Origin of the sequence: Protofrankia sp. Cj5, from assembly GCF_917627405.1 — a bacterium.
In the GTDB taxonomy this organism is placed as follows: domain Bacteria; phylum Actinomycetota; class Actinomycetes; order Frankiales; family Frankiaceae; genus Protofrankia.
The window spans coordinates 43,451-55,332 of the sequence record NZ_CAKJTO010000019.1 but is presented as its reverse complement, the minus strand read 5'-3'; the positions used below and the strand labels follow the sequence as shown (position 1 = coordinate 55,332).

Below are 11,882 nucleotides of genomic sequence, written 5' to 3'. Positions count from 1 at the left end.
CCCATGATCGTGCCGAGGGTGGACCGGTCCGGGTCACGTCTATCCCTGCGTATTCCAGTGGTCCTCCACGAAGTCGCGGAGCCGCCGGTAGGAATCCTCGGTCTCCTGCCACTGCTCAGCGCTGCCCCACCAGTGCAGATCATTGTGGTGGATGTGGAACTTCGACCAGTCCCCGTCCCAGCCCGGCTGGGTGTGCACACCGCGTAGCCCGTACCGGCCAGGGTCGGCGTAGACCTGCGTGCCGGGCAGTGGGACGAAGCGGAACAGCGACACCCGGCTCAGGGAGCTGCCTAGTGGTCGCCGCCGGAAGTTCGTCCAGGGTCTGCCGGCGCCAGACGGCGCCTCGCTTCGTTGTCGTCGGCCCAGGTAGAACACCGCTACCTGGACCTTCTCCGCCTCACGATGCATCCGTCTGTCATCCGGCACCCCCGAACAACTTCCGGCGGCGACCACTAGCTCGGTCAGCAGGCTCATCGTCTCCGCGGTCGTCTCGGCGCTCTCGCCGGAAAACCCGTGGATGATGAACGCCTTGCCGCCGATCCCGGCGTCGGTGGTCGCGGCGAACGCCGCCTTGATCTGCTCGCGGGTGGTGTTCTTCCGCATCGCCCGCAGCAGGGCTTCGCTGCCGGACTCGACACCGTATCTGATCTCAATGCAGCCCGCTGCCGCCATCGTCTTCAGCAGGGCCGCGTCAACGGTGTCGACCCGGGACAGCGCCGACCAGGACAGGTCAAGATCGACGATCGCGTCGCAGATGTCGGAGACCTTCCGCTTGTTGACGATAAAGTTGTCGTCAACGATGGCGAACCCCCGCACCCCGTACCGGTCGACGAGGTGGGTCAGCTCGGTGCGGGCGCTGGCCCCGGACCGGTACTGGATGCGGGTCTGCCCAGCCGCGCAGAACGAGCACGGGAATGGGCACCCCCGACTGAACATCACGTGCGCCATCCTGATGTCCCGGCCGGCGAGCCTGTCGGCCATCACGACGTCCTCGTCGGGCAGCAGATGCCGGGCAGGCAGAGGCAGTCGGTCAATGTCCTTCATCAGCCGGCGCTGTGGCTCGACGCGAACCTGCCCGTTCTCGACCCAGCGGGCGCCACCAACACCGGCGAAGGAGCGGCCGGCGCCGGCCCTGTCCAGCACCTCGACGATCGCTTCTTCCGACTCGCCCTCGCAGAGCACATCCGCGCGGAAGTCGGCTAACGACTCCTTGGGGTAGAAGTTGGCGTGCACGCCGCCGACCATCACCAGCGCGCCAGGGTCGATCTGACTGTGCTCGCGGAGCTCCCGCATGAACCCGTAGGTCGCCGAAGAAGCGAGGCTGAACCCTACAACGTCATAGCCGGTGAGGTCCAGGCCCAGCTCGTCGGGCTGAACAGCGCCGATACGGAGGATTTCCGCCGGACGGCGGTAGGCGAGTGCGGCAAGGTCGTGGATCGGGCGCTGTGCCAGCAGCGCGGACACAGCCTCACCGACGACCGGGGCGAAGACCGCGATTCCGTTGTCCGCGCACGAGCGATCCGCGACCGGTATCAAGTGGGAGTTACAGAGCACCAGGTCGTAGCGGTGGCGGTCGGTGAACAAGTCGGAACCATGCCGGCGGAGGAAGTTCGCGCGGGTGTCCTCGTCCTTGTCCCGCGCGAGATCACGGCATTCGGGCAGCGACAGGGCCGTGTGTGTTTGGGACACATGACACGTGCGGGCGCGGGATTCCAGATCGGACTCGATCCATACGCGCATCATCGGCCCAGGTGCCAGCCATGCCAACGCCCACGTGTCGAAGACGATGCCCGGGCGGTCGGCCGCCAGCTCCGCCAGTCGCCGGTCCAGCGTGTCGTCAGCCAAGTCCCCGTGCCGAGCATGGCGGATCTGGTTGAACCTGGGCGGGGTCAAATGGTCGTAGCGACGCCCCGACGGTTCGCCGAGACCGCCCGGGGCGTTTCGCGTTCCGGACGCCGATTGGGCGCTGGGCAGCGTTAGCAGAGCTTGGCGCCCAGAAGGCGAGGCTGCTGCGCAGCGGGGGAGCAGCGGGGTTGTGAGGGTGCGGTAGCGGGTTGGGGCGTCGCGGTCGCCGAGGGCAAAGATGATCTCCATCGTGTGTGTTCGCAGGAGACGCGCGAGCATGGGCCGCGAATCGGCGGCGGGCTCGTGGTCGGCCGACGGTGCTGTCTCCAGCCGCTCCTCGCCGGTCAGAGGGCGAGAGTGCTCATCTGCCGGCGGCTACCGGCACCGATCCTGCCCTGCGGCGGCCCGGTAGCTCCCATTTAGGGGGTGGGTGTGAGCCAGCCGTGGGTATGGAGGTGGTCGAGGATGCTCTGGACCGCGGCCTGCGGTGATGTTTGCGTGGTGTCGATGACGATCTCGGCATCCGTGGGTTCCTCATAGGGATCGGACACCCCGGTGAAGGACGGGATGATGCCGGCGCGCGCCTTGGCGTACAAGCCCTTGCGGTCACGTGCCTCGCAGATCTCCAGCGGGGTGGCCACATGGACTAGGATGAACCCACCTCCACTGTCCTCGACCATCGTTCTGACCTGCCGTCGGACGGTGCCGTAAGGGGCGATCGGCGCGCACACGGCGGTGCCGCCCGCCGCGGTGACGGCCGCGGCGACAAAGCCGATCCGCAGCACGTTGATGTCCCGGTCCTCGCGGGAGAAACCGAGCCCCTTGGACAGGTGCAGGCGGACGACGTCCCCGTCCAGGAGCGTCACCCGTCGGTCACCGCGTTCCAGCAGGCGGCAGGCGAGCAGTCCAGCCAGGGTGGACTTGCCCGATCCGGACAGGCCGGTGAACATCACGGTGAACCCTCGCTCACCCCGCGGTGGCTGTGCCCGGACCAGCTCGGCGGCGACCGCGGGTGGTGTGAGCATGGGTGGCAGCCGTGTTCCGTGGTCGAGCAGCAGCGCCAGCGCGCTTGCTCCGGGCGCGTTCGGCGCTGGTCCGACGATCATTGAGCCGAGCCCGTAGGCGAGCGAGACCTGCGTCCGGTGGATGATTTCCGCGGCGAGCGCGGGCTCGGTCTCCCGGTCGTCGGCCGGCCGGTGGTCTGTTGTCTGGTCTGTTGTCTGGTCTGTTGTCTGGTCTGTTGTCTGGCCTGCTGCCCGGTCTGTTGCCCGGTCTGTTGCCCGGTCTGTTGCCCGGTCCGTTGCCTGGTCTGTTGCCTGGCCGGCGTCCGGCTGGTCGCCGGTGGTGGCCCCCGCGTGGATCGTGTTGTCGGGGCCGAAGGCGACCGCCTCGGTCAGCCGCGGCATCGCACGGACCGGAACCAGGGCGAGCATCACGCGAACGTCGCTCAGCGTGGCGAGCGCCGCTCGCAGGCAGCGTACGCGCAGGTGATGACGAGCGTCCGCGGGATCCGCGCCACCGACCGCGGCGAGCACGACGATGCTGTTCCCGGCGGCGGCGAGGGCTTCGATGCGGTCCAGGTCCGCGGTATGCAGCAGGCCGTCGGCCCACAGCGCGGTGGCGGCCGGGCCGGTCGGTGTGATCCAGCCGCGTCGGAGCAGCTCCAGACGCAACGCCGCGGGGGTGAACCGCAGCTCGGGGTAGTCGGGGTGATCGGGCAGCCGTAGCCCCTCCACGAGGCCTGACAACGTTGAGCCCGCCGCGTCGGTCACCCGCAATGCGGCGATCATCACGCCTTCGGAGTCCCTGAGCGCGACCGTCGTTCCAGGGCGCGGTATGCGCGGTAGGTCTGCGCTCCCGGCGGTCACCGGGTAGGCGTCGCCCACCTCAACGGTGTGCCGCGGCAGCTGTGCCGGGCCGTCGTACGCATCGCCGGCCACCGCCGGGACGCCGAGAGCGGGATACCCGCCGGACAGCAGAAGTTCAAGATCGGAAAGTTGGGTGGCTGTCAGCGTCAGCGACGGCCAGCGCAGTGACGCCTTGGTCAGCTCTCGTGCGCGCGCCTCGTCGACCAGCAACGCGCTCCTCTGCCGGATGGTGGGCACACTCTGACCGTAGCGGTTGAGGTCCGTCCTGCCACGGCGACGGGCGGCCGCGGCCCACCCCCGCCCGTCGCTCGGTGGCAGACTGCCATGGGTGAACAGTGACGGGAACGCGGCGGCGGCCGGCCCGGCCGCGCGCCATCCGGCCAGGCCGGCGGGTGTACGGGATGAGGACAGCGCCGGCCTGCCGGCGCCCGGCGAGGCCGCGGACGCCGTCCTGGCGGCGTGGCTGGCCACCGACGCGGGCGCTCTCCTGCTGCGGCTCCGGGCGGAGCTGGGATTCGGTGACCCGGCCGCGTTACGCGACGCTGGTGACGCCCGCTCGCAGGCGTGGCTCGCGGGTACGCTCGCCCGGCACCGCCAGCATGACTCGGTGCTCTCCGAGGAGGCGGTCGACGACCCGGCGAGGCTGACCGCCCGACGGGTATGGATCATCGATCCGCTGGACGGGACCCGTGAATTCGGCGAGCGTGATCGGCTGGACTGGGCCGTGCACGTCGCGTTGTGGCAAGACGGCGATCTTGTCCAGGGCGCTGTTGCGCTCCCGGCGCAGGGCGTCACGTTGGCGACCGGCACACCGCTGCCGCGGCGTCCCGCCCCGGTGGGCGGCCCCCGGTTCGTGGCCAGCCGGACGAGGGCGCCCGCGCTGGTCGGCACGCTGGCCGAGGCATTGGGCGGTTCGGTCGTACCGGTCGGTTCCGCTGGCGCGAAGGTGGCGGCCGTTGTCCGTGGCGATGCCGACGCCTATGTGCACGCTGGCGGCCAGTACGAATGGGACTCGGCCGCGCCGGTTGCCGTAGCCCGTGCGGCTGGCCTGCACACCAGCCGGCTGGACGGGTCCCCCCTGGTCTATAACCGGCCGGATCCGCTCCTGCCCGACCTGCTCGTCTGCCGCCCGGATCTGGCCGGCCGCATTCTGGCACTGATCGCTGATCGCTGATCGCTGATCAGCGATCAGCGATGTGTTTGTCTTTATGCGACAGTTTGTATCCGGTGAGTCGCTTCGCTGTCCCGAGTGCCGGTTCCTCGGCTACGTTGGGCTGATATCTACCAGCGTTGTCATCTACCAGCATCGCCGTCCATCGGCGTTGCCATCCATCGATGTTGTCCACTGGGGTCGACAGGGGGATTCCGCATGCCTGTCACAGGCTACGAACTCACCCATCTGCAGATGCTCGAGGCCGAGGCGATCCACATCTTCCGGGAGGTGGTGGCCGAGTTCGAGCGTCCCGCGCTGCTGTTCTCCGGCGGCAAGGACTCGATCGTCATGCTCCGGGCCGCCGAGAAGGCGTTCTGGCCGGCGAAGCTGCCGTTTCCGCTGGTACACATCGACACCGGCCACAACTTCAGCGAGGTGATGGAGTTCCGCGACGCCCGGGTCGCGCAGCTGTCGGCCCGCCTTGTGGTCGGTTCCGTCCAGGACGCGATCGACGCTGGAGTGATCACAGAAGACATCCGGCCCGGTGCTTCCCGTAACCAGCTGCAGACGCCGGTGCTGCTGGACACCATCGAGAAGAACAAGTTCGATGCGGTGTTCGGCGGGGCGCGCCGGGACGAGGAGAAGGCCCGGGCCAAGGAGCGCGTCTACTCCTTCCGGGACGAGTTCGGTCAGTGGGACCCGAAGAGCCAGCGCCCTGAGTTGTGGTCGCTCTACAACGGACGTCACCGTCCGGGCGAGCACATCCGGGTCTTTCCGCTGTCGAACTGGACGGAGCTCGACATCTGGCGCTACATCGCACAGGAGAACCTGGACATTCCGTCGATCTACTACGCGCACACCCGGGACGTGCTCGAACGGGACGGGATGCTGCTGGCGGTGACCCCGGTGACGCCGCCGTTGGAAGGGGAGCGGGCCGTTGCGCGCCAGGTGCGTTACCGCACGGTCGGAGACATGTCCTGCACCGGGGCGATCGCGTCGACCGCGGCGACGATCGGCGAGGTGATCGCGGAGGTGGCGGTCAGCAGGATGACCGAACGCGGCGCGACCCGTGCCGACGACCGGGTCAGCGAGGCTGCCATGGAGGACCGCAAGAGGGAGGGCTACTTCTGATGGGGAAGCTGTTCTGATGGGGGAGCTGCTGCGGGTCGCCACCGCTGGTTCTGTCGACGACGGCAAGTCCACGCTGATCGGACGGCTGCTCTTCGACACCAAATCGCTGTTCGCCGATCAGCTGGCGGCGGTGGAACGCACCAGCCGTGAGCGCGGCGACGCCTACGTCGACCTAGCGCTGCTCACCGACGGGCTGCGAGCCGAGCGGGAACAGGGCATCACCATTGATGTCGCCTATCGGTACTTCGCCACACCGAAGCGGTCGTTCATCCTCGCCGACACCCCTGGGCATGTTCAGTACACCCGCAACATGGTCACTGGCGCGTCTACCGCTGATCTGGCGCTGTTGCTGGTGGACGCGCGCAAGGGGCTGCTCCAGCAGACCCGCCGGCACGCCTTCCTGGCCTCCCTGCTGCGCGTTCCGCACCTGGTGCTGTGCGTGAACAAGATGGACCTCGTCGGGTTCGACGAAGACGTGTTCGAGAAGATCAAAAATGAGTTCCGGGGGTTCGCCACCAAACTCGAGATCGTCGACGTCGCGACGATCCCGGTCTCCGCGCTCGGCGGGGACAACATCGTCTCCCGTTCACCGAGCACCCCCTGGTACGAGGGCACTTCGCTGCTGCATCACCTGGAGGAGCTGCACATCGCCTCCGACCGCAACCTCATCGACGTGCGCTTTCCCGTGCAGTGGGTGGTCCGGCCGCGTTCCGGCGAGCTGCATGATTACCGCGGGTACGCTGGCCAGGTCGCCGGTGGCGTCCTCAAGCCAGGGGACGACGTGATCGTCCTGCCGTCCGGTCTGACCTCGCGGATCGCCGCCGTCGACACCTTTGACGGCCCGGTCGCCGAGGCCTTCCCGCCGATGTCGGTGACGATACGCCTCGAAGACGATCTGGACGTCTCCCGCGGGGACATGATCGCTCGACCAGCGAACCAGCCGATGGTCGGTCAGGATATCGACATGATGGTCTGCTGGATGGCGGACGCGCCACTGTCGGCCAAGGCCCGGCTCGGGATCAAACACACCACCCGGTCCGTGCGCGGCGTGCTGAAGAAGATTGCCTACCGGGTGGACGTCGACACGCTGCACCGCGACGAGACCGTGTCGGAGCTGCGGCTCAACGATATCGGCCGGGTGACGGTCCGGACCATGACGCCGCTGTGCTTCGACCCGTACCGGCGTAACCGGACGACGGGCAGCGTGATCCTCATCGACGAGGCGACCGGGTCCACAGTCGGCGCCGGCATGATTCTTTAGAGCGCCTGGCAACAGCGGCGTGGATCAGGAGCAGCCGGCAACAGCGGCGTGGGGCGGGGCCGGGGCTCAACGACGCAGATAGCGCAGGAACAGGCTGCCGTCCTCCTCGAGGACATGACCGAGCGCCATCGTGACGGGCGTCGGCCACCGGCGGCCGCCGACGATCCGGATGCGGTCGGGGCCGACCAGCAACGGGGCGAGGGTCAGGCACAGCTCATCAAGGAGGCTGGCCCCCGCGAGAGCCGCGTGCAGCGACGGGCCGCCCTCGCACAGCACGCGTCCCAGCCCCCGTTCGGCGAGTGCGTCCAGCGCCGCCGCGAGATCCACTGTCTCGTCGCCGCAGACCAGCATGTCGGCGACCGCGGCGAGCTCCCGGTACCGGTCGGCCGGCGCGGCCCGGCAGGTGAGCACCAGCGGACGCACGTCAGCTCCGAACAGCCGGGCGGACGGGTCGAGCCGCAGGCTGCCGGAGATGACGGCGACCGGCGGGACCGGTGTCTGCCCGGCCGCGAGCCGTTGCTCGCGCCGTTGCGGTGGCACGATGACCGGCCCGTAGTCCTCGGCGACCGCGGTGCCGGCACCGACGAGGACGACGTCGGCGAGCCAGCGCAGGGTCCGGAAGACCCGGCGGTCGGCGCTGCCGCCCAGCGCGCCGGAACGGCCGTCCACCTCGGCGGCACCGTCGAGGGAGGAGACGAAGTTCGAACGGACGTGGACCTTGCCGGCCGCGACCGGCGGCAGCCGGTACCAGGCATCCAGGTCGACGTCGTCTGGCGCGGGCTCGCCATGGCCGCCGGCCGCGGCCTGGCCCGCCGGTCGGTCGCCGCGGTACCGCTCCCCGGGATGCTCCGCCGCCAGCAGGCGGGCGGACAGCTCCTGGGGGGACGACAACCGGCGCACTTCGCGGACTCTATTCCACCCGCTGCCGACCGTTGTGTGAGCGACAGCGCCACGAGCGACCGGCAACAGGCGGCGCGCGCCCCGGCCCCGCCGGCCCCGCGTTGCCGCGTCCCCTGTTGCCGCGTCCCCTGTTGCCGGGCGCGTCATGTGTGGGCTGTCGCATATCATGGCGGTCAGCGTGAGATGGTGTGAGTTACCTCGCCCGGTACTTCTCGGGGTGACATCGACCAGCGGCGTATCCGTAGGGTGAAAACATGCCGGAGAGTCTGGTCGACCGCCATCCTGAGGTACGTCCGGACGACTTGGTCGCGGCTCTTGTTCCGCCACCACGGTTCAGCGACGTCCGTTTCGCCACCTACCGGCCGGATCCGGGCGAGCCGAGCCAGGCCGATGCCGTTGCGGCGCTCGCCCGCTTTGCCGGCCGGGTCGCGCCGGGCGGGAGCCGGCCGGGGGGGCCGGCCGCTGCCGGTGGCCGAGGCCTGCTCCGGTTCGGACGCCGTGACAGCGGCGGACGCACCGCCCGCAACGCCGTTGGTGGGCCGGATGCCGGCCCCGCCCGGCCCGGGGTCTATCTCGACGGCGGCTTCGGGGTCGGCAAGACCCACCTGCTCGCGTCGCTGTGGCACGCGGTGCCGGGACCCAAGGCCTATGGGACGTTCGTGGAGATAACGTCGCTGGTCGGCGCGTTGGGGTTCGCCCGGACGGTGGAGGCGCTGTCCGGCCTGCGGCTGTTGGCGATCGACGAGTTCGAGCTCGACGACCCCGGCGACACGGTGCTCGTCTCCACCTTGTTGACGAGGCTTGTCGAGGCCGGCGTGCACCTGGCCGCGACCAGCAACACCCAGCCGGAGGATCTTGGCGCCGGCCGGTTCGGCGCGGACGACTTCCTGCGCGAGATCCAGGGGCTGTCGTCACGGTTCGACATCCTGCGGATCGCGGGCGAGGACTTCCGCCACCGCGGTCTGCCCAAGCCGCCCGCCCCGCAGCGCGACAACGAGGTCAGCCGCCGTGCCGCGATAACCCCCGGCGCCAGCGAGGACGGGTTCACCGAGCTGTGCGCGCATCTCGGCCAGTTGCACCCGTCCCGCTACGGCGCGCTTGTTGACGGTGTGGAACTGTGCTGTCTGCATGGCGTCACCGCGGTTGCCGACCAGGCGATGGCACTGCGGCTCGTGGTTCTCGCGGACCGGCTCTACGACCGGTCGATCCCGGTCGTGGCTTCCGGCCAGCCCTTCAACGAGCTGTTCTCGGCCGAGATGCTCGCCGGGCCGCACCGCAAGAAGTTCCAGCGCGCGATCTCGCGGCTTTCGGCGCTGGCCCGCGACGGCGGGCCCGGCGAGCTGACCGGCTGGGAAGGCACCGCCAAGGCGTCCTGACAGGGTCCAGGACACGCCACCGGCGGCTGTTGCGGAGAAGGGAGGCCGTCGCGGCGCGTGTGGCATCCTGGGACGCGGGCTCCCGGGCGCGGGTGATCAGGCCGACGACCGGGCCGCGGGATGCGTCGCCGTCGCCCGGACGCGATACTGGCGGGGCGGTGCTGATGGACCGAGGCGTCGGCGATGCCCGGTACCGCAGGCTCGCCGCGTCGCCTTCGGCCGGAAAGGACGGTTGTACGCATGACGACCTATGTTGTGCTGCTGGTCGTCGTGCTGCTGATCGCCGCCGCTGTGCTCGGCCTGTTGTATGTGCTGTTGTCCCGCGCTGAACGCCGCGAGCGCCGACACTGACGGGCGGTACGGCAGGCTGGTACAGCCTGTGCCCGCGATCGCGCCCCAGTTCGGTTTCTCCGCGGGCCCCGCTCCGTTGCCGCGTCAGAGCAGCCGGGCGATCACCACTGACTCCCCGTCGAGTTCGATGCGGCCCGGCATGTAGGTGAACCCGCTGGTGGACGCGGCCGGGACGTCGAACGGCACGCCTTCGACCGGTACCGGCTGCCGCCGCCGCGCGAGGTTGCACACGATCGCGACCTGGCCGCGGCGCAGTACGAACCACCGGGCATCCTCGTCAAAACTGCAGCGCACGCGGGACAGGCCTGGATCGGTGAGGTCCGGCAGGGTCCGGCGCAGGGTGATGAGCCGCCGGTACCACTTCAGCAGACCGGCGTGGCGCGGGGTCCTGAGCTCCGCCCAGTCCAGCTTTGAGCGGATGAAGGTTGCCTCGTCCTGCGGGTCGGGGATCTCGTCCGGTCCCCAGCCGTGCGCGGCGAACTCGCTCCGGCGCCCCTTGCGAACGGCCTCGGCCAGTCCGGGCGCGTTGTGGTCACTGAAGAACTGCCACGGCGTGGTCGCCCCCCACTCGTCACCCATGAACAACATCGGCGTGAACGGCGAGGTCAGCAGGAGCGCGGCGCCCACCCGCAGCAGGCCCGCGCTGAGCGTCTGCCCGGCGCGGTCGCCGACCGCCCGGTTGCCGATCTGGTCGTGGTTCTGCAGGAAGGTCACGAACCGATGCGCCGGGATGTGGCTGGGTACCGGGCGGCCGTGGGAGCGCCCGCGGAACGCCGAGTACGTTCCGTCGTGGACGAACGCGCGTTCCATCGCCTTGGCCAGGGCCGCGAGGGTGCCGAAGTCGCTGTAGTAGCCGTGACGCTCACCCGACAGCGCCGCCCACATGGCATGATGAACATCATCGCACCACTGCGCGTCCAGGCCGTGCCCACCGGCTTCGCGGGCGGTGACAAGCCGGGGGTCATTGAGGTCGGATTCGGCGATCGCGAACAGCGGCCGGCGCTGCTGGGCCGCGAGCCCGTGAACCGCGACGGCGATCTCCTCAAGGATGTGGATGGCACGGGTGTCGGCAAAGGCGTGCACCGCATCCAGCCGCAGGCCGTCGCAGTGGTAATGCCGCAGCCAGCTGAGCGCGTTGTCAATGATGAATGCCCGGACCTCGTCGGAGCCGGGGGCGTCAAGGTTGACGGCCGGCCCCCACGGAGTGTCGTGGGAGTCGGTGAAGTAGGGGCCGAAGCGGGCGAGGTGGTTTCCGTCGGGGCCGAGATGGTTGTAGACGACATCCATGATCACGCCGATTCCCCGGCTGTGGGCCGCGTCGACGAACCGCTTGAGCCCGTCCGGGCCGCCGTAGGACTCGTGCACGGCGAACAGGCCCACACCGTCGTAGCCCCAACCGTGGCGGCCCGCGAAGGCGTTGACGGGCAGCAGCTCGACGGCGTCCACCCCGAGGGCCACCAGATGGTCGAGCCGTTCGATGGCCGCGTCGAAGGTGCCGGCTCGGGTGAACGTGCCGATGTGCAGTTCGTAGAGGACGCTACCGGCCAGCGTCACCCCTCGCCACGTACCATCCGTCCAGGTAAACAGAGAGTGGTCGATGAGCCGGGAGCGACCGTGGACGCCGTGCGGCTGGCTGGCGGAGCGCGGGTCCGGTACCTCGTCGACCTCACCGTCGATCAGGTAGGCGTACTCGGTGCCGTGGCCCGCGGCGGGTACGTTCACCCACCACCAGCCGCCGTCGTCGGTCAGCATCTCGTGGACGGTCTCGTTACCACCAGTATTGGTGATCACGCTCACCGTTTTGGCTTCTGGCACCCACACGCGGAAAGTGCTCATCCGTACTGTCTACCCGTCGTCGAATCCGTGAGCATCTGTGATCCTGATTTCACGGCACTGTTACCGGTGTGGCGTAGGACACGCCACACGGCTGCCTCGGAAGGGGTTTCGTCGCCCGCCGGACGAGCTGGAGCTTGCTGTGCCATGTTTCAGGGCATCAC

At 69.3% G+C, this 11,882-nt stretch carries 8 protein-coding genes; 4 read left to right on the top strand and 4 right to left on the bottom strand.

From position 1 onward, the window contains the following. Window positions 1-39: 39 nt before the first annotated feature. Complete coding sequence (locus tag MJ777_RS06685; RefSeq protein ID WP_239374176.1) at window positions 40-2,124, bottom strand: B12-binding domain-containing radical SAM protein; 2,085 nt, start codon at window positions 2,122-2,124, stop codon at window positions 40-42. A 140-nt stretch (window positions 2,125-2,264) separates the two neighbouring features. Next, on the bottom strand, window positions 2,265-3,950 hold the full coding sequence (gene cysC, locus MJ777_RS06680) for an adenylyl-sulfate kinase (RefSeq protein ID WP_305039372.1): 1,686 nt from the start codon (window positions 3,948-3,950) through the stop codon (window positions 2,265-2,267). A gap of 181 nt (window positions 3,951-4,131) precedes the next feature. On the opposite strand from cysC, the gene MJ777_RS06675 reads away from it, so the two are divergent. From MJ777_RS06675 to MJ777_RS06665, 3 genes are all read left to right on the top strand, one after another. Continuing rightward, the gene (locus MJ777_RS06675) at window positions 4,132-4,887 is read left to right on the top strand and encodes a 3'(2'),5'-bisphosphate nucleotidase CysQ (RefSeq protein WP_239311721.1); all 756 of its coding nucleotides are present in this window, start codon (window positions 4,132-4,134) and stop codon (window positions 4,885-4,887) included. Window positions 4,888-5,082: 195 nt separating this feature from the next. Next, window positions 5,083-5,997 (top strand): sulfate adenylyltransferase subunit CysD, encoded by a 915-nt coding sequence (gene cysD, locus MJ777_RS06670; RefSeq protein ID WP_239311715.1) that lies wholly within the window; start codon window positions 5,083-5,085, stop codon window positions 5,995-5,997. 16 nt (window positions 5,998-6,013) lie between these two features. Next, window positions 6,014-7,258, top strand: coding sequence for a sulfate adenylyltransferase subunit 1 (locus tag MJ777_RS06665; RefSeq protein WP_239311716.1), 1,245 nt, complete (start codon window positions 6,014-6,016; stop codon window positions 7,256-7,258). Between the two features lie 66 nt (window positions 7,259-7,324). Here the strand turns inward: MJ777_RS06665 and MJ777_RS06660 are convergent, their stop codons facing one another. Beyond that, entirely contained in the window at window positions 7,325-8,305 is a 981-nt protein-coding gene (locus tag MJ777_RS06660) for a pyrimidine reductase family protein (protein WP_370651675.1), read from the bottom strand. Between the two features lie 107 nt (window positions 8,306-8,412). Here MJ777_RS06660 and zapE point away from each other — a divergent pair, with 107 nt between their 5' ends. After that, window positions 8,413-9,534 carry a cell division protein ZapE gene (zapE, locus tag MJ777_RS06655; protein ID WP_239374173.1) on the top strand — a complete coding sequence of 374 codons (1,122 nt, stop codon included), beginning with the start codon at window positions 8,413-8,415 and terminating at the stop codon, window positions 9,532-9,534. 435 nt (window positions 9,535-9,969) lie between these two features. Here zapE and treZ read toward each other — a convergent pair whose 3' ends face one another. Beyond that, the gene (treZ, locus tag MJ777_RS06650; protein ID WP_239347173.1) at window positions 9,970-11,721 is read right to left on the bottom strand and encodes a malto-oligosyltrehalose trehalohydrolase; all 1,752 of its coding nucleotides are present in this window, start codon (window positions 11,719-11,721) and stop codon (window positions 9,970-9,972) included. Window positions 11,722-11,882: the final 161 nt, after the last annotated feature.